The 21,307-nt window shown below is 72.8% G+C and carries 17 protein-coding genes and 1 riboswitch; of the genes, 2 read left to right on the forward strand and 15 right to left on the reverse strand.

Going from position 1 to position 21,307, the window contains the following annotated elements:
• The first annotated feature begins 89 nt into the window (after positions 1–89).
• On the forward strand, positions 90–764 hold the full coding sequence (locus BLV02_RS33625) for a GntR family transcriptional regulator (RefSeq protein WP_069111590.1): 675 nt from the start codon (positions 90–92) through the stop codon (positions 762–764).
• Here BLV02_RS33625 and BLV02_RS33630 read toward each other — a convergent pair.
• From BLV02_RS33630 to BLV02_RS35330, 15 genes are all read right to left on the reverse strand, one after another.
• A complete protein-coding gene (locus BLV02_RS33630) occupies positions 758–1,252 on the reverse strand; it encodes a VOC family protein (protein ID WP_069111486.1) in 495 nt (164 codons plus the stop codon). The genes BLV02_RS33625 and BLV02_RS33630 overlap by 7 nt on opposite strands.
• Positions 1,249–1,683, reverse strand: coding sequence for a RidA family protein (locus BLV02_RS33635; RefSeq protein ID WP_069111485.1), 435 nt, complete (start codon positions 1,681–1,683; stop codon positions 1,249–1,251). The genes BLV02_RS33630 and BLV02_RS33635 overlap by 4 nt, the downstream gene beginning before the upstream one ends.
• A gap of 2 nt (positions 1,684–1,685) precedes the next feature.
• On the reverse strand, positions 1,686–2,996 hold the full coding sequence (locus BLV02_RS33640; protein WP_069111484.1) for a flavin monoamine oxidase family protein: 1,311 nt from the start codon (positions 2,994–2,996) through the stop codon (positions 1,686–1,688).
• Positions 2,996–4,069: an ABC transporter ATP-binding protein gene (locus tag BLV02_RS33645; protein WP_069111483.1), complete on the reverse strand. Its 1,074-nt coding sequence runs from the start codon at positions 4,067–4,069 to the stop codon at positions 2,996–2,998. Before BLV02_RS33645 ends, BLV02_RS33640 begins: the two co-directional genes overlap by 1 nt.
• Positions 4,066–4,893 (reverse strand): ABC transporter permease, encoded by an 828-nt coding sequence (locus tag BLV02_RS33650; RefSeq protein ID WP_083288641.1) that lies wholly within the window; start codon positions 4,891–4,893, stop codon positions 4,066–4,068. The genes BLV02_RS33645 and BLV02_RS33650 overlap by 4 nt, the downstream gene beginning before the upstream one ends.
• Entirely contained in the window at positions 4,893–5,810 is a 918-nt protein-coding gene (locus BLV02_RS33655) for an ABC transporter permease (RefSeq protein ID WP_141711575.1), read from the reverse strand. Before BLV02_RS33655 ends, BLV02_RS33650 begins: the two co-directional genes overlap by 1 nt.
• Positions 5,792–6,799: an ABC transporter substrate-binding protein gene (locus BLV02_RS33660; RefSeq protein WP_171906742.1), complete on the reverse strand. Its 1,008-nt coding sequence runs from the start codon at positions 6,797–6,799 to the stop codon at positions 5,792–5,794. The genes BLV02_RS33655 and BLV02_RS33660 overlap by 19 nt, the downstream gene beginning before the upstream one ends.
• Before the next feature lie 299 nt (positions 6,800–7,098).
• Positions 7,099–7,926, reverse strand: a complete 828-nt coding sequence (locus BLV02_RS33665; RefSeq protein ID WP_069111480.1) for an ECF transporter S component — start codon at positions 7,924–7,926, stop codon at positions 7,099–7,101.
• Positions 7,923–9,524, reverse strand: a complete 1,602-nt coding sequence (locus BLV02_RS33670) for an ABC transporter ATP-binding protein (RefSeq protein ID WP_069111479.1) — start codon at positions 9,522–9,524, stop codon at positions 7,923–7,925. The genes BLV02_RS33665 and BLV02_RS33670 overlap by 4 nt, the downstream gene beginning before the upstream one ends.
• Positions 9,521–10,663, reverse strand: a complete 1,143-nt coding sequence (locus tag BLV02_RS33675; RefSeq protein ID WP_069111478.1) for an energy-coupling factor transporter transmembrane component T — start codon at positions 10,661–10,663, stop codon at positions 9,521–9,523. Before BLV02_RS33675 ends, BLV02_RS33670 begins: the two co-directional genes overlap by 4 nt.
• Positions 10,660–11,679, reverse strand: coding sequence for a hypothetical protein (locus tag BLV02_RS33680; RefSeq protein ID WP_069111477.1), 1,020 nt, complete (start codon positions 11,677–11,679; stop codon positions 10,660–10,662). The genes BLV02_RS33675 and BLV02_RS33680 overlap by 4 nt, the downstream gene beginning before the upstream one ends.
• Positions 11,676–15,263: a prenyltransferase/squalene oxidase repeat-containing protein gene (locus tag BLV02_RS33685; RefSeq protein WP_069111476.1), complete on the reverse strand. Its 3,588-nt coding sequence runs from the start codon at positions 15,261–15,263 to the stop codon at positions 11,676–11,678. Before BLV02_RS33685 ends, BLV02_RS33680 begins: the two co-directional genes overlap by 4 nt.
• 159 nt (positions 15,264–15,422) lie before the next feature.
• A riboswitch (cobalamin riboswitch) is annotated at positions 15,423–15,553 on the reverse strand.
• An 85-nt stretch (positions 15,554–15,638) separates the two neighbouring features.
• Entirely contained in the window at positions 15,639–18,002 is a 2,364-nt protein-coding gene (locus BLV02_RS33690; RefSeq protein WP_069111475.1) for an arylsulfatase, read from the reverse strand.
• A 135-nt stretch (positions 18,003–18,137) separates the two neighbouring features.
• Complete coding sequence (locus tag BLV02_RS36165; RefSeq protein WP_141711573.1) at positions 18,138–18,785, reverse strand: PucR family transcriptional regulator; 648 nt, start codon at positions 18,783–18,785, stop codon at positions 18,138–18,140.
• Positions 18,701–19,714, reverse strand: coding sequence for a PucR family transcriptional regulator ligand-binding domain-containing protein (locus BLV02_RS35330; RefSeq protein ID WP_083288639.1), 1,014 nt, complete (start codon positions 19,712–19,714; stop codon positions 18,701–18,703). The genes BLV02_RS36165 and BLV02_RS35330 overlap by 85 nt, the downstream gene beginning before the upstream one ends.
• Positions 19,715–19,804: 90 nt before the next feature.
• On the opposite strand from BLV02_RS35330, the gene BLV02_RS33700 reads away from it, so the two are divergent.
• Positions 19,805–21,307: a CoA-acylating methylmalonate-semialdehyde dehydrogenase gene (locus BLV02_RS33700; protein WP_083288665.1), complete on the forward strand. Its 1,503-nt coding sequence runs from the start codon at positions 19,805–19,807 to the stop codon at positions 21,305–21,307.

Genomic DNA, 21,307 nt, shown 5'->3' on the forward strand with positions numbered 1-21,307 from the left:
TTAGGATCCAATCCACGTCGGACGCCGTCATGTGAAATGCGCGGTAGAATCGCTCGGTCGCACTGGAGTGGATCCAACCCGAGGTGGCCATGGCCAACGATCAGTTCGCTGACGACGCGCGCGAGTCCGTCACGGAGTTCGTCACGCGCAGCCTCCGGCAACGCATCATCGACGGCGCGCTGGAACCCGGCCGCCCGTTGCGTCAGGAGGCGCTGGCCAGGGAACTGGGGGTCAGCAGGCTCCCGATCCGCGAGGCACTGCGCCAGCTCGAGAGCGAGGGCCTGGTCGCGTTCAGGCCGCGAAGTGGCGCCAAGGTCGCGGTGCTGGACTTCGAGGAGTACAACGAGATCTACAAGGTGCGCGAGCGACTCGAACCCCTCGCCATCTCGGAGAGCATGGCGCACCTCACCGTCGAACAGCGCGAGGCGATCGAGGTCGCGGCGGCCGAGGTTGAGGCTCATGCCGGCGATCCGGCCAGCTGGCTGGAGGCGGATCGCCGCTTCCACCTCGCCTGCTACGCGGGTGTGCCGACGCCGCGCCTGCTGCAGATGATCGTCGAGTTCTGGAACAGCACCCATCGCTACCGCCGGATCCTGCTGACCACCTTCGCTCCGAAGGACTTCGAGGTCGCTCACTCCGAGCACCGCCTCATCGCGAACGCGATCAGCGAAGGCAATGCGAGGGCCGCCGAGGAACTCATCCGAGTCCATATCGAACGAAGCCGCCGGCGGCTCAACCGGCACCGAGATCTGTTCGATCAGTGAGTGCGTTCCCACACCGTGTCCGGCGGGCGCCGGGTCTGTGGGACCGCGATCAGTTCCAGGATGAGATCGACCTCCGGAACCGCGTCGAAGTAGGCGAATCCACCGTCACCGCCCGCCCCGTACCCGCTGCCGGTCTGCGCCGCGGTCGCGAGGGGTAGCCCCAGCGCATCGCTCGCCTCGCCGATGTCGTCGACGAACATGCCGACGTGGTGGACGCCCGTGCCGCCTCGCTCGAGCCATTCCGAGTAGACGCTCCGGCCGTGCAACGGCTGGATGAGTTCCACCTGGGGCCGGGTCGCCGAAAGGGCGAGGCGCATGGAATAGGCCGACGGTTCGCCGCGAAACGCCTGCTCGCTCATGACCGACGGGCCGTAGTCCCAGATCCGCCAGGGCGATCCAGAGAAGATCGCGTCGTAGGCCGGCAACGCGGCGGCCAGATCGGGAACGACGAACGCCACCTGGTCGACGACGAAGCCATTCGGTGTCATTTCGACCCTCCAGTGGGACCAGTCGTGCGGCCGACGCCTCGAGTGGCGACGGCCGTCAGTTCGATGAGCATTCCGGGCACCAGGAGATCCGCGCGCACTGTCGTGACCGCGGGCTGCGGATCCTTCAGGAACTCCTGACGCACCTCGACGAACACCGGCAGATCCTCGGGGCGTTGGAGATACACCGTCTGCGACACGATGCCGTCGAGAGACCCACCGGCGCGTTCCAGGACCGTGCGCAGGTTCGCGTACGTCGCACGGATCTGCGCGGCCGGGTCGCCCGGCGCGATCAGGTCACCCTGGTCGTCGAACGGACCTTGGCCGGCAGTGAAGATCAACGGGCCGTTGGTCGTGACGGATTCCGAGTACGCGACGGTGCTCGACCACGGGTGGGCCTCGCGATCGCCGTAGCAGTAGAGGTCTCGAGCCACACTCATCTCGTTCCTTCCCTCCCGATCGCCTTCCGGCTGTGACCAGCCGCGCGCAGGCCCGACTCGATGGCCCCGTCGATGAAGCCCGCCCACCCGTTGGCGATCTCCGTCGTCGCGAAGGCCAGTCCGCGCAGCGGCTGCTGGAGCGCCCGCAGGTGGGCGCTGATCTGTCCGGGCGGCGGGCACAGGTTGCCGCCCGACGACCACGGATCCTCCGACCAGCTCTGCCCGAGTACCGCGTGGACCTCGGTGATCTCCGGGATCACACGGCGCATCGCCGCCTCGACCGCGTCGGCGTCGTTGACGTCGAGCGACGCGCTGGAGTTGATCGCCATGATGATCTGGCCGTCCTCGACATCACGGAACGTCCAGAAGAAGTTGAGCGGTTCGGGCGCCGGAAGATGACCGAAGACGCGGCCGATGTCGCCGGAGACCTTGAGGAAGACCTTGTCCTGACGCGGCTTTCCCATCCACTGCCTCATCGCGGCCCGATGCGTCTCGGGCAGCGGCGGGTCGAACTCGATCCGGTTCCAGGTGTTGACCGGTACGGCGACGATCACGTGGCGGCACGCGATCTCGGCGCCGCCGCTCGTGCGCACCAGCGCGCCGTCGTCGCCGTACCGGACGGACGCGACGGGGTCGGCCAGCCGGACGTCGACCTCATGTGGCCCGAGCATCGCGTCGAGGACCGCCGCCGTTCCGCCGACCGGCCGGTACCTGTTCATCTCGTACCACTGATCCGTACTCCAGTCGCAGAGCGCGAGCCACCGGACCACCTGCAGATAGCCGGCCTCCCCGAGCTCGGTTCCCGCGATCTCGAACAACAGGCTGGTCAGGTACTCGACGTCCGCATCGGCGAGGTCGAGCTGCCGGAGGCGGTCGTCCATCGAGAGCCGGTCCAGCTCGGCGATCTGGTCGTACCGATGGAGCGGGTCGTGAGCGAGCGGCAGGCTCGCGCGATGCTCCCCGACGAAGCGCACGAACAGGTCCTTCAGGCGGGCGAAGGTCTCCGGCGCCGGACGCCGCCGCGGCGGGCTCCCCATGATCGCGGCGTCGAAGTCCCAGTCGTCCTCCTGGATGGCGATCCCGTGGCGGGTGAGCTCCGACCAGATGTGCTGCTGGGTCCAATGGACCCAGGTCCCGCCCAGTTCCACCGGCTCACCCTCGAACTCCGTGGTCCACGTGCGTCCGCCGAGGCGGTCGCGGGCCTCGAGCAGCACCACTGAGGCGCCCGTCGCGGCCATCTCCCGGGCGGCGGTGACGCCGGCGAAACCGCCACCGATGACGACGACATCCGTGCGTTCATGGCTCATCAGGCCTCCTGGACGGTGCGGGTGGGCACGCCGGTCCGGTTCGTCCGGGGGATCACGTGCAGGTCGTCAGGGTCGACCTCGACGCGGACCCGGTCGCCGGCGCCGAGCGAGAAGCCCAGTGCGGTGGACGTCAAGGTGAGGGCGACGGCGGGGTCGGCCTCCAGTCGCACCCGCAGGCGATGGTGCGCGCCCTGGAAGCTCACGCTGTCGATGGTTCCCTCAGCACTCAGCCCCGACGGGTCCCGTTGATCGATCGGCCGAATCCGCAGCTGCTCGGGGCGCAGCACCGCGGTCCCGTCCGGAAGGCTGCCGCATCGCCCGAAGCACTGCATCGAGCCCTCGCGCACCTCGAGCAGGTTGGCCTCGCCGAGGAACCGCGCGACGAACTCGGAGGCCGGACGCCTGTACACGTCCTCCGGCGAGCCGCATTGCTCGATCCGCCCGTCGCTCATGACGGCGACCTTGTCCGCCATGGTCAGGGCCTCGACCTGGTCGTGGGTGACCGCCACGGTCGTGATGCCGAGGCGCCGCTGCAGGGCGCGGATCTCCAGCTGCATCGAGTCACGCAACCGCTTGTCGAGCGCGGCCAGTGGTTCGTCCAGGAGCAACAGCCGCGGCTCGAAGACCACCGCGCGCGCCAGCGCGACCCGTTGTCGCTGCCCGCCGCTCAGTGCCGTGACACCTCGGTCGCCGTAGCCTTCCAGGCCGACCAGCCGCAGCACCTCCTCCACCCGCTCCCGGCGGCGGTCGCGGGGAACACCCCGGCGGCGCAGCGGGAACTCGATGTTCTTCCCGACGGTGAGGTGCGGGAACAGGGCGTAGCTCTGGAACACGATGCCGATGTCGCGGACGTACGGCGCAACCCCCGTGACATCGGCGGAGTCGAAGGTGACCAGTCCGGCGTCGGGTCGAGTGAACCCGGCGAGCACGTTGAGCGTGGTGGTCTTCCCGGAGCCGGACGGCCCGAGCAGCGCGACGAACGTCCCGGGTTCGATCTCCAGGTTCAGGTGGTCGAGTGCTTGGACCGATCCCAGGCGGACACTGACATCCTTCAGATTCGCTTGGACGCTCACGACGGCTTCCTCTTCATCAGCACGTTGACCAGGACGAGTAGCGCGGCGACCGTGACGGCCATGGCGATGACGACCATGCTCGCGGCCGCGATGGTCGGATCGGCCGATTCCCGGGTGGAGCCGAGGATCACGACCGGCAAGGTGCCTGCGCCGGGCGGGAGCAGGAAGTACGCCACGACGATCTCGTCGAACGACATCGCCAGCGCGATCAGGCCGCCGGCCGCCACCGCCGGCTTCAGCAGCGGCAGCTCGACGAGCGTGAGCACCTTCCGGGCCGAGGCGCCGAGGCTGGATGCCGCGAGCGGCAACTGGTGGTCGCGGTTGGCCAGCGCCGCGCCGACCGTCACGAAGACCATCGGCGCCGAGAGCATCGCCTGTCCCACGATGACCGGCAGCAGCGAGCCGGTCGCGTCGAATCGCTGGGCGACGTCGTAGAGGCCGAGCGCGTACGTGACGATCGGGAGCACGAGCGGCGCGATGAACAGCGTCTGCAGGACCCGGCGCCAGCGCCGGGCGTAGGCCAGGCCGAGTGCGCCCAGGGTTCCGACGACGGTCGCGATGACCGCCGCTGGCACGGCGATCCGCAGCGATGCGAGCAAGGAGTCGACCCACACGGGCGACGTGAAGAACGCGTCGAACCACTGCCACGACGCGAGGTCGGGCGGCCAGGTCAGCACGTGGTCGCGCGTGATCGAGATCGGGAAGACGATCAGCAGCGGGATCAGCAGGAAGACGAGGACGATGACCGCGACGGCATGGATCGCCCAGCGCAGTCGGCCGAGACCCTGCGCCAGCGACGACCGCAGCTCGTACTGGGAGCTCATCAGGACCTGAACCCCCTCGGCACCAGACTCACGAACCGGTCGATCACCAGGTAGATGGCGAGCACGAACACCAGCAGGACCAGTCCCATGACCGACGCGCCGGCAAGATCGAACTGCTGGTTGAACTGGCGATCGATCAGCGTCGCGATGGTCAGCTGCTGCGGCCCGCCGATCAGCAGCGGCGTCACGTAGAACGCCAGCGACAGCAGGAACACCAACGAGCACGCGCCGGCGACAGCGGGGCGAAGCGCGGGCAGGACCACCAGCCACAACAGCCGCGCGGGTCCGGCCCCCAGGCTCTGACCCGCTCGAAGGTCCTCGGAGCGCAGATCGAGGCACGCCGCGTACACCGGAAGCACGAAGTACGGCAGCATCACGTGGATCATCGCCGGATACATCGCCGTCGTCGTCTGCAGCAGCCCGCCGGTCGAGTCGGTCAGCCCCATCGAGACCAGCAGCTGGCTCAGCGCTCCATTCGGCTGGAACACGATGACCCAGCCGAAGGTGCGCACCAGCAGCGAGATCCAGAACGACGCGAGCAGGCCCAGCAACAGCACCTTTCCGATCGACGGCGGTGCGGTGACCAGCGCCAGGGCGTAGATCGTTCCCAGCACCAGGCAGCAGGCCGTGACGACGGTGGACAGCAGCAGGGTGCGGACGGATGCGTCGATGAACACATCGCTCGACATCACCTGCGTGAACCCGTTCAGCCCGTCATCGGAGAGGGCCCGGCCGGTCAGTGAGACCAGCGGCAACACCAGGAACAGGAGCGCGGCACCGAGCGGGATGGCCAGCAACGCGGACACGCGAACCCGGGTGGGCTCGTCGTGGCGCGCAGGCAGGACACGCCGCACCGCACGCGCGGGCGAGCCGGCTGTCGCCGGCAGGGCTGGGCGGCTCACTCGCCGGCCGCCCACTCCAGGTAGCGCTGGTTGTATTCATCCATGTCGGCGCCCAGCCCAGCGCCGTCGATCTCGCACGACACGTCGAGGTGGCTGTTCGGGAGATCCTGGACGACGTCGTCGTCGAGGTGTTCCAGCGCCTCCGAGTTCATCGGGCCGTACCGGGTCATCTCGGCGAACGCCGCCTGGGCCTCGGGATCGGCCATCTGGTCGATCAGCGCCATCGCCGCGTCCTCGTGCTGGGCGAACTTGGGCACGGCCGGTGTCGTCCAGCTGTAGAGCCCGCCCTCCCACTGGAAGGCGACGGGCGAGCCCTGATCGCGAAGCGCGCTGATGCGGCCGTTCGGGGTGATCGTCATGGCGACGCTGTCCTGAGCCAGGTACTGCATCGCCTGCCCGAAGCTGTCGTAGAAGAGCACGTCGTCGCGGATCTCGTCGAGCTTGTCGAAGGCCCGGTCGAAGTCCAGCGGGTACAGGTCCTCACACGCCACGCCGTCGGCCAGAAGTGCGGCCTCGGCCTGGAAGTACGCGAACGACGGCAAGGCGCGCTGCCCCGGGAACCGGTCGGTGTCGAAGAAGTCCGCCCACCCTCGGGGCTCGTCGCCCGAGTCGGTCCGGTAGCCGATCCCGGTGCTGGCGTTGTAGCCGCCCGAGGCGTACTCCTGGAACTCCTCGGGCACCATGTCCGAGGCCGCGACGTCATCGCTGAGCGGTTCGAGCAGGCCCTGCTCGGCGAATCGGTACAGATCCCAGTTGTCGAGATCGATCAGATCCCATTCCGCCCGCTCGTTCTCGACGAACAACGAGAGCTTCGACGGCGCCGCGTCCGCACTGACCGTGCGCACGCCGAACTCGTCGGCGAAGGGAGTCAGGAACGCCTCCTGGCGCGCCTCCCGGGTCGTCCCGCCGTAGTCCGCGACCACCACGGTGTCGGACTCCAGGCCGCCGTTCGTGGCTTCGGCGCCTGAACACGCCACGAGCAGCACAGCCGCGGATGCCACCACGGCCGGGCGCACCATCACGGTCCGCGCTGAACGTCGGTCGGTATTCGTCCGCGTGAGAGTCATCCTTGGCCTCCCTGGTGTTCGCCATCGCTTGGACCGCATCGCGAACGCATCCGCGTGATCAGCCCGGCATTCGATCCCTACCCGCTGAGTGCACGAGGCTACCCAGATTGAATCCAATGTCAACACCTAGCCGCAGCTGACGTGCTAGTGTCGCAGCATTGGACGCCAGTTCGCCAGGTTTGGGATCCAATTTGAGGGGCGGCGCGCTCCGGCCGCCCGACCGCACACCAGTGGCGCTAGCGGGGCGGGGTGAACTCGGCGACGGCGCCGAAGGAGGCGCGCCGGGAGGCGCGGCGGAACGTCGCCAGCAGTGCGGGACCGACCAGCAGGATCGCGACGGTGTTGGTGACGGCCCGGCCGGTGTCCCAGCCAGCGGTGGACGTCAGCAGCGTGAACACGACGAAGCGGTGCAGGTTCTCGGCCACCGGGGCGCCGGGGACGTAGGAGATGGAGCCGTCGTGGTAGTCGACCTCGGCGCCGGCGATGAACGGCCAGAACCACAGGTTCATCAGGAAGCCGAACCCGTACGCGGCGACGATCCCGTACCCGGCCAGCATCGCGATCTCCGCGCGCCCGGTGACGCGGCGGGGCAGCAGCCCGGCGCCCAGGCCGATCCACGCCGAGGTCAGCATCTGGAACGGCAGCCACGGCCCGACCCCGGCCGTGAGCAGCGCCGACGCGAACAGTGACGTGCAGCCGAGCACGAACCCGAAGCCCGGCCCGAACACCCGCCCGGCCAGCACCAGCAGGAAGAACACCGTCTCGATGCCGGCGGTCCCGGCGCCGAGCGGGCGCAGCGCGGCGTTCACGGCGGACAGCACGCCGAGCATCGCCAGCGCCTTGGAGTCCATGCCGCCCTCGGTCAGCTCGGCCAGCACGATCCCGACCAGCACCGGGAGCACGGCGAGGAAGACCCAGGGGGCGTCGACGCCGTGCTGCAGGGGGTCCGGCTCGACGGAGGTGAACAGCGGCCAGCAGAACATCGCCAGCCCGGCCAGCGACGCGAGCGCCAGCACCACCGCCGACCGCGGCCCGACCCGCAGCGCGTGCACGTCCGGGGTCATGGCGCCTCCCGCAGCGCGGACCGGACGGCGCCGACGGTGAGCCAGCCGGCCCCGAGCACCTTCGCCACCTGCGGCGCGAACGCGGGCGAGGCGCCGATCACCTCGGCCGCCGGCCCGTCGGCGACGACGTCGCCCTCGGCCATGACGACGACGCGGTCGGCGGCGACGGCGGCGAACTCGACGTCGTGGGTGGCGACGACGACGGCGTGCCCGTCCGCCGCGAGGCCGGTGACGATCCGCGCGAGCCGCGCCTTCGCGCCGTAGTCGAGGCCGCGGGTGGGCTCGTCCAGCAGCACGACACCGGGCGCGGCGGTGAGCTGGATCGCCAGCACCAGCCCGAGCCGCTGGCCCTCGGAGAGGTCGCGCGGGTGCGCCGCCGGGTCGATCCCGGGAGCGATGCGCTCGAGCAGGTCGCGGCAGGTCCCGGGCGGCGAGCCGGACTCGGCGTCGGCGGCCCGGCACTCGGCGCCGACGGTGGTGAGGTACAGCAGGTCGGTCGCCGTCTGCGGCACCAGGCCGACCAGAGTGCGGCCGCCGGCGGCGGGCAGTGTCGCCGGGTCGGCGCCGCCCACCCGCACCGTCCCGCCGGACCGCGGCCCGGACCCCTGCAGCGCCCACAGCAGCGACGACTTCCCGGACCCGTTCCGGCCCATCAGCGCCGTCACCGTCCCGGCGGCGAGGGCGAGGTCGACGCCGCGGACCGCGACGACGTCGCCGTAGCGGACGACGACGGACGACGCCGTCAGCGCGGCCGCGGCCGGCTCGACATGGCGGGGCGGCGGCGGCTCGGGCAGCCGAGCCAGCACCGGACCGGCCAGGCGGCGGGCGTCCCGCACCGACAACGGCAGCGGGTCCCAGCCGGCCAGCCGGCCGAGCTCGACGACCGGCGGCACGACCAGTGAGCCGGCGACCACGGCGGCCGGCGGCCCGGACACCACCGTGCTGTCGCCGGGCAGCACGACCAGCCGGTCGGCGTACTGCAGCACCCGCTCCATCCGGTGCTCCGCGACGACGACGGTGACGCCGAGGTCGTGCACCAGCCGGGTGATCGCCGCCAGCGCGTCCTCGGCCGCGGCCGGATCCAGCGCGGACGTCGGCTCGTCCAGCACCAGCACGGACGGGTTCGCCGCCAGCACCGCGCCGATCGCGACCCGCTGCTGCTGGCCGCCGGACAGCGTCCGCAGCGGCCGGTAGCGCAACTCGGCGATGCCGAGCAGGTCCAGCGTCTCCTCGACCCGCTTGCGCATGACCGGCGCCGGGACGGCCAGCTGCTCCATGCCGTAGGCGAGCTCCTCCTCGACGGTGTCGGTGACGAACCCGGCCAGCGGGTCCTGCCCGACCATGCCGACGACGTGGGCGAACTCGCGCGGCGGCGCGGTGCGGGTGTCGACGCCCCCCACCGTGACGCGGCCGGCCAGGTGCCCGCCGGTGAAGTGCGGCACCAGCCCGTTGACGGCACGCAGCAGCGTGGACTTGCCGCTGCCGGTGCGGCCGGCGACCAGCACGAGCTCGCCCGGTGTGACGGTGAGGTCGACGTCGCGCAGCACCGGCGCCGCCGCTCCCGCGTACGTGACGCTGACCTGCTCGAAGATGATCACGACACCGTCTCCTTCACCCGGAGGTCCGCCTGGACGGGTGCGGCCGGCAGCGACGGCGCCGGCGGCGGCGTCAGCCAGGCCGGCAGCGCTCCCGCCAGCACGCCCAGCACGACGTACGGCGACAGCTGCGGCCAGCTCAGCGGCTTGAGCGTGGGGTTGATGTTGGCCGGATCGATGCTGCTGGTGAGGTACAGCACGACGCCGACGGCGACGCCGGACCCGGCGGCGACCAGTTCGGCGAGGCGCCACCGGTCCGGCCGGTAGCGGGTGCGCCGCACGCGCCGGCCGGTGACGACGAACCCGGCGCCGGCCACCGCGATCCCGGCCAGCAGCATCGGCACGCCGAGCGTGCGCGGCGCGCTGCCGTCGAGCACGCCGTAGACGCCGACGCACACCCCGATCAGCCCGAGGATCGTCAGCGTGCCGGTGAGCAGCCGGACCCCGCGCGGAGTGTCGCCGGACCGGCCGTAGCCGCGCGCGTCCATCGCCGCGGCCAGCTGCAGCGACCGGTCCAGCGCGTCCTCCAGCACCGGCACGACGATGCCGTGCAGCGCCCGCCGCCCGGATCCGGCGCCGCCGCGCAGCCGCCGGGCCCGGCGCACCCGCTGCACGCTCTCGGTCAGCTGCGGGAACACCGACAACGCGACGACGACGGCGCTCCCGACCTCGTAGAGCGCGCCGGGCACGGCCTTGAGCAGCCGCTTCGGGTTGGCCAGCGCGTTGGCGGCGCCGAGGCAGACCACCATCGTCGCCAGCCGCAGCCCGTCGTAGAACCCGCCGAGCAGCGACTCCAACGAGACCGGGCCGAACAGCCGGATCCCGGCGGCCCACGGCGGCAGCGGGATCTCCGGCAGCGTGACCAGCACCGTCGGCCCCTCGCCGCCGCCGAAGATCACCCGGTACGCCACGCGCATGACCACGATGAACCCGCCGAGGATCAGGTACAGCCGGAACGCCAGCGCCCACGGCGCGTCGCCGCGCCGGGCCACCACGACGAACCCGGCGACCGCCAGGATCAGCCCCAGCGTCAGCGGGTTCGTCGTGCGGCTGGCCGCGGCCGCCAGCCCGAGCGCCCAGATCCACCAGGCGCCCGGGTGCAGGCTGCGCGGCAGCCAGTAGGCGGCCCAGCGGGTCCTCACGTAGCGGAGCTCCGGCGTCGCCGAGCGGTGACGACGGCGGCCGCCGCGACCGCGATCCCGGCCGCCACGGCGATCAAGGTGGCGACCGGCACACCGCCGACCTCCGCGCCGCTGGCCACGGGTGCGGCGGACTCCTCGCCGCCGGTCCAGGTGGGCTGCTCGGACGGCGTCGCGGCCGGGGTGGCCGGCCGGCCCGGCACGGGCGGGGCCACGGACTCGCGGGGGAGCGGCGGCGGGAGCACGCCGTCGGCGGTCCCGTCCCCGGTGGTCCCGCCCTCGGCCGCGCCGCCGCCGTCCTCCGCGCCGCCGTCAGCGCCGCTGCCGGCGCCGCCGCCCGTTCCGCCGTCGGCGCTTCCGGACCCGCCACCCTCGGTGCCGCCGGGCCGCGGCGCGTTGTTGCCGCCACCCCCGCCGGGCGCCTGCTCGTCCGGGTCGTCGCTGGTGGGACGGGGTTGCGGGTCCTGCTGCGGCGGCTGGTCCGGCGGGTCGTCCGGGCGGACCGGGGCGATGCGCGGCGCCGGGTTCGACGCCGCGGTCGCGTTGAGCGAGAACGACCAGCCCTCGAAGCCGCCCGGGATCGCGTCGCGGTTCTTGACGCCCCACTGGCTGTACTCCCAGGTCCCGCCGTTGGGCGCGTGCCAGTACGACCAGTAGGCGGCGGCCGGCGGTGTGTCGATGCAGGCCTCGACGTAGCCCCCGTTGCCCGTCACCGGGACCTGCTCGCCCGGCCCTGGGCGGCCCTCGACGCGGCAGATGAACGCCTCGCCCCAGCGGCGCACGCCCTCGATCTCGATGCCGGCGTCGTAGAGCGCGTCCAGCCCGGTGAAGCCGGGGCCGGCGGGCCCGGGTGCGCACCGGACGATCGTGGTGCCGCCAAGCGCCTGGAAGTCGATGACCACGGTGACGCCGCGGTCGTCCGGGCAGAAGCCGGGGCTGCCGCTGCCCGGGTCGACGGCGCTCGCGGGCGCGGCCGTGGCGAGCAGGACGGCGACTGTCAGCAGGGCCCGGCGGATCATGCGGCCGCGCCCCGGCGCCGGGTCGTGATCAGCCAGCCGAGCAGCACGCCGACGACGACCAGCGCGGCGCCGCCGCCGGCCGCGACCGGCCACGGGACGTCGTCGCCGTCCCCCGGCACCGGCACGACGTCGCCGGACCGGTCGTCGGAGGCCGGCGCGGCCGCGGGGGCGAGGTCGAGCTGCCCGGCCGGACGTTCGACCGCGGGCCGCAGCAGGCCGGACGGCAGCGTCAGCAGCGAGCCGCCGGCCAGCACCGGCAGCGCCCGGGCGGTCGCGGCGACATCGCTCGGGTCGCCGGCCCGTGGCGGCAGCCCGCCGTCGCCGGACCGCACCGACTCCAGCCAGAGCCGGGTCGCGCTGACGTCCATCCCGGCGGAGAGCAGGCCGGTCGCGGCGCTGCCGGTGGCCGGGACGCTGCAGTCGCCGTCGCGGACCCAGGCGCCGTCGGCCCCGCACGCCTCGGCCAGCGCCCGGACCGCCGTCGTCAGCGCCGCGCCGCGGGTCTCGGTCAGCTGCGCGACCCGGCCGTCGCCGGGCGCCGCGTTGAGCGCCTGCAGCACGACGCCGCTGACCTCCGGCGATCCGGCGGCGCAGCCCTCCTCGCCGGGGATCCGCTCCGGGAACAGGCCGTCGACGCACTGGGCGGCGGCCAGCACCTCGGCGCCCGCGGCCGCGGCCGGCTGCTCTCCGGCGGCGGTCAGCGCGAGCACGGCCATCGCCTGGTCCTCGACGCCGACGTGGTCGCCCAGCCCGCTGACGTCGGCGAACCGGCCGGACTCGTCCTGCAGCGCCAGCAGCTCGGCGGCGAGGTCGGTCCCGCCGGCGGCGTGCGGGTCGGCGCCGGTCAGGGCGGCCAGCAGGACGAGGTCGGCCAGCGGGCCGGCGTACCGGGCGGCGGTCTCGTACGGCTCGCCGTGCGCGTACCCGGCGACCGCGTCCGGGCCGAGCAGGAACGCCGTCACCGCCGGGTCCGGTGCGCCGGCCTGCAGCAGCGCGAGCGCCACGTCCGCCGTCAGCGCGTAGTCGACGTACGTGGCGCCGTCGACGGTGGTGAGCACGTGCGTGCCGCCGGTCAGCAGCCCGGTCAGATAGGCGACCGCGGCGTCGGCGGCCGAGGCGCCGGGGGTGGGTGACGCCGACGGCGTCGAGCTCGGCGCGGGGGCGGCGCCGCCCGGCCCGCCGGCGCCGCCGCCGGACCCGTCGGCCTGCGGGCCGGGCGCCGGAGGACGCGGCCCGGCACCGGCCGGTGGCCGGGGGAGCGGCGGGTCGGTGGCCGGCGGCGGGCTCGGCGCCGGCGTCGGCCGGTCGGACGGGGTCGGCCTCGGGGTGGGGCGATCGGTCGGCGTCGGGGTCGGCGTCGACGTCCGGGTGGGTGTGGGCGTCGGCTTCGGGGTCGGCGTCGGCGACGGGCCGGGGTCGAGGTCGTCCTTGCCGAGGTCGGCGAACGACACCGGCGCCAGCGCGAAGATCGCCTGCGCCGTCGCCCGGCGCCACTGGTCGCGACCCAGGCCCATGCCGCCGCTCAGCCCGTCGGCCAGCGACTGCGGGTTGTAGGCGATCGCGCCGACCTCGGCCAGCAGCGCCGACCCGGCCGCGTTGTCGGCGGTGACCTGCAGCCCGCCGACCCACGCCGCGGCCGCCTCGTAAGCGGCGTCGCGCTCGTCCGCGGCCAGTGCCTGGGCGACCAGGCCGGTGCTGTTGGTGTTCGGCGCCTCGGTGGACACGCCGCCGCCGAACGAGCCGTCGGCGCCCTGCACGTCCTCGAACCAGTCCAGCGCGCGGTCGATGTCGTCGTCCAGACCGCGCACCCCGGCGTCGCGGGCGGTCATCAGCGCCTGCACGGCCATCGCGGTGCCGTCGCGGTCCGGGCTGCTCTGCCCGCTGTCGCAGGTCGTCCCGTCGTTGTAGAACATCCGGAACCAGCCCTCGGCGCACTGCTGCTTCAGCAGGAAGTCGACGGCCTCCTGCGGCACCCCGCCGGAGCGGGCCAGCCCGATCACGGCCAGCGACTGGCCGAAGATGTTGCTCGTGTCGTTGAGCGGGTAGTCCGGGTTGTGGTCCTTCAGCCGACCGTGCTCGACGCCGCCGGGGTCGTCGACCAGCAGGTCCAGCGTCTCCTGCCGCACGTCACGGCCGCCGAAGCGGGTCCAGTCGGACTCCGCGACCACGGCCGCCACCAGCACCTTCGCCGTCGCGCCGGCGATGCGGGTGTCCGGGTGCGGGTACCAGCCGGGGCCGGCGTACTCAGCGACGTTCGTCTCGACGGCCGCGGTGATCTGCTCCGCCGCGGTCTCGCCGACTCCGGCCGCGTGCAGCGCGAACAGCGCGTCGATCGTCAGGCCCCAGTCGTAGCCGAACCCGGGCCCGGGCAGCGCGCCGTCGTCCAGCTCGCCGATCAGCCACGACGCCGCCGCCTCGCCGCCGGGACCGTACGGGTTCTCCTCCCAGGTGACGGTGAGGGTGGCGGCGCCGGTGGCCGCCTCGCCGGACGCGTTCGTGAACACCGCGCGGTACCGCGCGCCGTTCTGCGCCGAGGTGACGCCGTCGACGGTGTAGGTCGTGCCGGTGGCCCAGGCGATGTCGGCCCACTCGCCGCCGGGCGCGCGGCTCTGCCAGCGCACTGTGGGCGCCGGTTCGCCGGCCGCGGCGGCGGTGAAGGTCGCGGCGCCGCCGGCCGCCACCGTCAGGTCGGCCGGGTGGGTGGTGACCTCCGGCGCCCGGCCCGGCTCGTCGACGGCGAACGTGGTGCTGCCGGTGCGCCCGGCCGTGGCCCCGGTGGCGGTGACGGTGCTGGCGCCGGCGGTCCCGGCGGCGGCGAACTCGGCCCGGTAGGCCCCGTCCGCGCCGGCCTGGGCGTCCGCGGGGGCGACGCCGGCGCCGTCGACGTCGACGCTCACCTGCTCGTACGGCGCCAGGCCGGCGACGGTGACCGCCTGCGCCGCGCCCGGCGCGACGCTGTCCGCGTCGGCCGTGACGGTCAGCGTCGCCTCGGCCGGTAGCGCGTACGCCGGGACGCCGGGGAACGGGTTGGTCTCGGCGGTCGCGTCGTGCGAGAACGACCAGCCCTCGAAGCCGCCGGGCACCGCGTTGCGGTAGGTGACGCCCCCGCTGCTGTACGTCCACCCGTCCCACTCCGCGCCGCCGCCCTGGTGCCAGTACGACCAGTACGCGGCCGCCGGCGGGGTGTCCCGGCAGGGCTCCAGGTAGGCGGGGTCGCCGGGGATCGCGATCGGCTCGTCCGCCGCCGGCCGGCCCTGCAGCCGGCAGATGAACGCCTCGCCCCAGCGGTCCGTCCCGGCCACCTGGATGCCGGCGCCCTTCAGCGCGTCCAGCCCGGTGCCCTCGAACGGCTGACCCGGCACCGCCGGCGGCGCGCACCGGACCACCAGCTCGCCGTCGTGGCCGCCGAACGCGCCGAGATCCTGGAAGTCGACCACGACGGTGACGCCCAGCCCGTCGGTGCAGTACCCGGCGTGCCCGGCCGGCTGCTGCTGCGCCGTCGCCGTCACGGGCGCCGAGGCGACGACGAGCAGAGCGGCGGCGGCGAGCCCGAGCGGCGGGCGGAGGCGGGAGAGCCGGACCATGGCGGGACCCTTTCGGCGCTGCGGTCGCCGAACGCGAGACCCGTGCGCCGAGGACACCGCGCCGCCCCTGAGCGCGCGCCGCCGCGGCGGCGCAAGGCGTCAGGCGAGGGGCACGGACCCGAGCGGTCCGGGCTCCGCCCGTAGACCTCGACGGGTGTCGTGGAGCCACGCGCCCGGGCAGGCATTCCGGCTCGCAGCGGATGTCCGCTGCCTACGGTTGCGGGTCAGCGCCGGCTTCGGACCGGCTTCCCCCACCTGGGTGCGAGTGCGCCGGCGCCCGCATGGACGGAAACCGGCATCCGGATCGTATCGGGACGATGCATCCACCGCCACGCGACATCCGTCACATGATCACCGGGGCTCGTTCGCTCGGGGTCACTGCTTGTACATGACGACGCGGAAGAAGTCGGCCGGTTCCAGGAGGTGATCGTGGGAGTCGTCGCCGGCCTCCATCTCGATCCATTTGATGGTGCCGGTGAAGGCGTTGTCGGCGGCCGGGTAGTCGTCGGTGACCGGCGAGAGGATGTCGCGGCCGACGTCGGTGGGTTCGTAGCCGAAACCGATGGGTTCGGTGCGCTCGACCCGCCCGGCGCCGACGGGCTGGTCGTCGACGAGCAGGGTGACCGCTCCGCCCTTGCCGAGGCCGCCGCCGTCGTAGCCGAACTCGACCCGCACGCGGTGTTCGCCGGCGGGGACCGCGGCGTCGGCGCGGATGTGGGTGCGGTCGATGCCGAACAGGTTGTAGCAGAAGGTCGGCACGGAGTCCTTGAGGTAGAAGGCCCAGCCGCCGCTATGGCCGCCGAGGTTCATCAGCACGCCGCCGGCGCCGGTGTCGGGCATGATCACGGTCGCGGTCAGCGACCACGACTTGTTGCGCCAGTTCACGACGTGCTGCTCGGTGAGTCCGCCCATGCCGGGGAAGAGCAGCTGCCGGTGGCCGATCAGCTCGGGCTTCTTGCTGTACTCGGGCAGCACGCGTTCGAAGGAGCGGTCGTCCAGCGGCAGGACGTTGTAGCGGGTGGCCTCGATCAGGAAGAGCCGCTGCAGCTCGTGCAGCTTGCCGGGGTTCTCGGCCGAGAGGTCCCTGGCCTGGGTCCAGTCGCTGGAGCCGTCGTAGAGCTCCCAGCTGTCGTCGTCGAAGGCGATGCCGACGTCGCCGGTGGTCTGCCACGGCGTGCGGTGCTTGGTGACCGCGGACCAGCCGCGGTGGTAGATCCCGCGGTTGCCGAAGATCTCGAAGTACTGCGTGTCGTGCCGTTCCGCCGCGTCGGCGTCGTCGAAGCAGTAGCGCATGCTGGTGCCGTGCAACGGCTGCTGGGTGATGCCGTGCACCTGGACGGGGTGCGGCAGGCCGGCGGCCTCGAGCACGGTGGGGGCGACGTCGATGACGTGGCTGAACTGGTGCCGCATCTCGCCCTCGGCCCGGATGCCACGGGGCCAGTGCACGATGGTGCCGTTGCGGGTGCCGCCCCAGTGCGAGGCGACCTGCTTGGTCCACTGGTACGGCGTGCACATGGCGTGCGCCCACCCGACCGCGTAGTGCGGGGACGACTCCGGTCCGCCCAGCTTCTCCAGCTGCCCGGTGAGGAACTCGGGCGTCTCGATCCCGGCCATGCCGTTCAGGCTGATCAACTCGTTGAAGGTGCCGTTGATGGTGCCTTCGGCCGAGGCGCCGTTGTCGCCGATGATCAGGTAGACGAGGGTGTCCTCGAGCAGGCCGAGTTCCTCCAGCGAGTCGATGAGGCGGCCGACGTGGTGGTCGGTGTGCTCCAGGAACCCCGCGTAGTTCTCCATCTGGCGCCGCAGCACGGGCTTGAGCGCGTCGTCCATGTCCTCCCACGCGGGGATCACCTCGTGCCGCACGGTGAGTTCGGCGTCGGCGGGAACGACGCCGAGTTCCTTCTGCCGGGCGAAGGTGCGCTCGCGTTGGGCGTCCCAGCCGTCGTCGAACCTCCCGGCGTACTTGTCGGCCCACTCCTTGGGCACGTGGTGCGGAGCGTGCGTGGCGCCCGGCGCGAGGTAGAGGAGGAACGGCTTGTCCGGGACCAGCGCCTTCTGCGCCTCCACCCACGAGATGGCGTGGTCGACGAGGTCCTCCGTCAGGTGGTAGCCCTCCTCCGGCGTCCCCCACGGCTCGACCGGGCGGGTGCCCTCGACGAGGTTGGGGTAGTACTGATCGGTCTCGCCACCCAGGAACCCGTAGAAGTGCTCGAAGCCGTTCCCCGGCGACGGCCACCGGTCGAACGGTCCGGCCTGGCTCGTCTCCCACAGCGGCACCTCGTGGCACTTGCCGATGTGCGCGGTGGCGTAGCCGTTGAGCTTGAGGATCTCCGGCAGCGGCGCGCACGAGTTGGGGCGCATCGAGTTGTAGCCCGGAGCCGAGGTGGACATCTCGGTGATGCCGCCCATGCCCACGCTGTGGTGATTGCGGCCGCTGATCAGCGCGGCACGGGTCGGCGAGCAGATCGCGGTGGTGTGGAACCGGGTGAACCGCAGGCCGCCGGCGGCCAGCCGCTCGGCCACCGGCGTGTGCACCGGCCCGCCGAACACGCTGGAGGCGGCGAACCCGACGTCGTCGAGCAGGATCAGGAGCACGTTCGGCGCGCCCGCCGGTGGGCGCAGCTGCTCGATCGGGGCGAAGTCCGCCTCCGGATCCTTCGCGTCGTACCAGATCGTGCCCGCATACGCCTGGTCCGGAATCGGCAGCACCGACCGCTGCGCACGACGTTCATCGGACATCCTGACACCCCTCCCGAGCCGGCCTCGTCGAGGCGCGCGAACCCCGTCGCCGCCCCCGCTCAGCCGACCGCGGTCACCGGCACGGCGCCTCACCCGACACAGGTGAACCGTCGTGGTGCGCACGGCACCGGGACCTCAGCGGGCGCGCGTCAGCCGATGGCGCAGGTCGTAGGCCGTGATGGCGACGCCGATGGAGAGCAGGGACTCGGGTCGGTCCAGGTCGAATCCGGTGATCCGGGAGATGCGGGCGAGCTTCTTGTAGACGGCCGGCCGGCTCAGATGGACGCGCTCGGACAGGCGCGTCTTGCTGCCGCCGAGGTTGACGTACTCGCGGAGCACGTCGACGAGACCGTCGTCGTGCTCGGCGTCGTGGGCCAGCAGCCGGCCCAGCTCTGACTCGACGAATCCCTGCACCCGCGGATCGTCGTGGAGAAGGGCGAGCAGTCCCGCCAGCCGGACGTCGCTGCTGCGGTAGTACGGCAGCCGCGCCAAGGACGAGAGGCTCGACGCCGCCTCGGCGACCTGCGCCGCGTGGCGGAGCTGGGCGCCGGCGCCGGCGATGTCCGGCTCCGGGTCGGTGACGCCGAGGACGACGCCGACGCCGTCGAGGGCCTCGGCCAGGCGATCGAGCAGCGCCGGTCGCCGCGTCGAGGGCTGCGCCAGCACCAGGCCCACCTGCCGGTCGTTGAGCGGGCCGATCAGAGCGTCGAGGCGTGCCGAGCGAATGCGTGCCGCCAGCCGTTCGACGAGTTCCCTGAGGTGATGGCCGACGGGCTGGGCCACGGCCGCCAGGTATGCGGGCGCGTTCGGCAGGCCGAGGACTGCGCGCGGACGGCGGCATCGGCCCGCGTGAGCCGTTCGGCCGCGAGCTCGGCGAGAAACCCGCCCTGCGCCTGGAGCTCGAGTGCCAGCTGGTCCCGCTCGGCCATGCGGGCCAGTTCGAGCGCCGCGGCGGCCCGCTCCAGGACCATGGCGTTGCGTTCGTCGTCGGCCGGGTCGGGGTGCGGGAGCGTGAGCCGCGCCCACCGCCTGCCGGCCGTGCCGACCGGCGTCGTCAGCCAGCCCTCGGGCCCGGACCGGCCCGTGCGATCGAGCACGGCGGCGGCCCTGGACCGATTGGCCCAGTTCGCCAGCAGCGCCGCGGGCTTGCGGCCGCGGGCCCGGAAGGTGACCACCGAACGCCCCAGGTCCTCCAGGACCACCGAGGTGGCGCACAGGTCGCAGGCGGCGGCGATGATCTGGTTCGTGCTGGGGGCCTCCAGGCTGAGCCGGGTGAAGGTCTCGTGGACCTCCTGCGCGAACTCCAGCTGGACGAGCTGGGCGGACACGATGGCGCGATGGATCTGCTCGGTGATGTCGACGAAACGCACCTGCCGTGAGACGCAGACCAGCGGCAGCCCGGCCCGTTCGGCGCTCGCGACGACGGCGGCGGGCACCGCCGCGAACGCCGGGCCGAGCTCCACCACGAGTCCCGCCGCGCCGGCGCCGGCCAGCTCCTCGATGTACCCGACGGCGGTGGCGGTGTCCCCGCGCAGGGGCAGGCCCGTGGTCAGGATCAGCTCGCCGCCGCTCAACAGCCCGCCGAGGTCCAGTACCTCGCTCACGTGCACCCACCGCACCGGCCGATCGAGGTGCTCGCCGCCGGCGAGCACCGTGGGCGCGCCCACCTTCAGGCTGGAGGACTCGAGCGCGCGACGGAGGGTGAGGGTCACTCGAACAGGTTACGAGACGTCACGAGAACCCGCGGATGCGATACGAACCGTCACTCCCGCCGCGATGCTCCGAGCGTCATGCTGGCGACCATGACCGCACCCACTGTCAGCCATTGGACCGGCGTGCCCTACGTGGGCGCCGCCGATCGCGTCGAGGACGTGACCAACCCCGCCACCGGGCGGGTGAGCGCCCGCGTCCTCCACGCCGGTGTCGAGACCGCGAACGCCGTCATCTCCGCCGCGGAGACCGCCGCGCGGGAGTGGGGCCGGAGTTCGCTGACCACCCGGACACGGGTGCTGTTCAGGTTCCGGGAGCTGCTGGACGCCCGCAAGGAGGAGCTCGCGGCGATCATCACCCGCGAGCACGGCAAGGTGCTGGCCGACGCGCTGGGCGAGGTCTCGCGCGGGCAGGAGGCGGTCGAGTTCGCCTGCGGGATCCCGCACCTGCTCAAGGGGTCGTACTCCGAAGGCGTCTCGACCGGCGTCGACGTGCACTCCAAGCGCCAGCCGCTCGGGGTGGTGGGCGTGATCAGCCCGTTCAACTTCCCGGCGATGGTGCCCATGTGGTTCTTCCCGATCGCCATCGCCGCCGGCAACGCCGTCGTGCTCAAGCCGAGCGAGAAGGACCCCTCGGCGTCGATCTGGCTCGCCGAGCTGTGGCGGGAGGCCGGGCTCCCGGCGGGGGTGTTCACGGTCCTCCAGGGGGACAAGGTGGCGGTCGACGCCCTTCTGGACCACCCGGCCGTCAAGGCGATCAGCTTCGTCGGATCGACGCCGATCGCCCGCTACGTCTACGAGCGGGCCGGCGCCTGCGGCAAGCGCGTCCAGGCCCTCGGCGGGGCCAAGAACCACATGGTGGTGCTCCCGGACGCCGACCTGGACGCCGCCGCGGACCACGCCGTGGGCGCGGGCTTCGGCTCCGCGGGCGAACGCTGCATGGCCGTCAGCGTGCTCGTCGCCGTCGGGTCGATCGCCGACCAGCTGGTCGCCGAGATCGCCGACCGCACCCGCGGGCTGCGCACCGGCGACGGAACCCGCGGCACCGACCTGGGACCGCTGGTCACCCGGGCCCACCGCGACCGCGTGGCGTCCTTCGTCGACGCTGGTGAAGCGGCCGGCGCCAAGCTCGTCGTCGACGGCCGCGCTCCTCAGGTCGACGGCGACGCCGGCGGCTTCTGGCTCGGCCCCACCTTGTTCGATCACGTGACGCCCGAGATGGAGATCTACACCGAGGAGATCTTCGGGCCCGTCCTCAGCGTCGTCCGGGTCGGTACGTACGACGAGGCGGTGCGGCTGGTCAACGCCAACCCCTACGGCAACGGCGTGGCACTCTTCACCGGCAGCGGGGCGGCGGCACGCGCGTTCGAGCTCGACGTCGAGGTCGGCATGGTCGGCATCAACGTCCCGGTTCCGGTGCCGATGGCCTACTACTCGTTCGGCGGCTGGAAGCAGTCGCTGTACGGCGACCATCACGCGCACGGCACCGACGGCGTGCGGTTCTTCACCCGCGGCAAGGTCGTCACGACGCGCTGGACCGACCCGGCCGTGCAGCCCGGCGGCGGGCCGGAGCTGGCCTTCCCGCAGAACAGGTGA

The organism is Jiangella alba (assembly GCF_900106035.1).
GTDB lineage: Bacteria > Actinomycetota > Actinomycetes > Jiangellales > Jiangellaceae > Jiangella > Jiangella alba.

Bases quoted from the DNA above. Each gene is read 5' to 3' on its own strand.
- BLV02_RS33680 (WP_069111477.1), bottom strand. From the start codon at position 11,679: ATGATCCGCCGGGCCCTGCTGACAGTCGCCGTCCTGCTCGCCACGGCC.
- BLV02_RS33685 (WP_069111476.1), bottom strand. From the start codon at position 15,263: ATGGTCCGGCTCTCCCGCCTCCGCCCGCCGCTCGGGCTCGCCGCCGCC.
- BLV02_RS33665 (WP_069111480.1), bottom strand. From the start codon at position 7,926: ATGACCCCGGACGTGCACGCGCTGCGGGTCGGGCCGCGGTCGGCGGTG.
- BLV02_RS33630 (WP_069111486.1), bottom strand. From the start codon at position 1,252: ATGACACCGAATGGCTTCGTCGTCGACCAGGTGGCGTTCGTCGTTCCC.
- BLV02_RS33690 (WP_069111475.1), bottom strand. From the start codon at position 18,002: ATGTCCGATGAACGTCGTGCGCAGCGGTCGGTGCTGCCGATTCCGGAC.
- BLV02_RS33700 (WP_083288665.1), top strand. From the start codon at position 19,805: ATGACCGCACCCACTGTCAGCCATTGGACCGGCGTGCCCTACGTGGGC.
- BLV02_RS33625 (WP_069111590.1), top strand. From the start codon at position 90: ATGGCCAACGATCAGTTCGCTGACGACGCGCGCGAGTCCGTCACGGAG.
- BLV02_RS33650 (WP_083288641.1), bottom strand. From the start codon at position 4,893: ATGAGCTCCCAGTACGAGCTGCGGTCGTCGCTGGCGCAGGGTCTCGGC.
- BLV02_RS33640 (WP_069111484.1), bottom strand. From the start codon at position 2,996: ATGAGCCATGAACGCACGGATGTCGTCGTCATCGGTGGCGGTTTCGCC.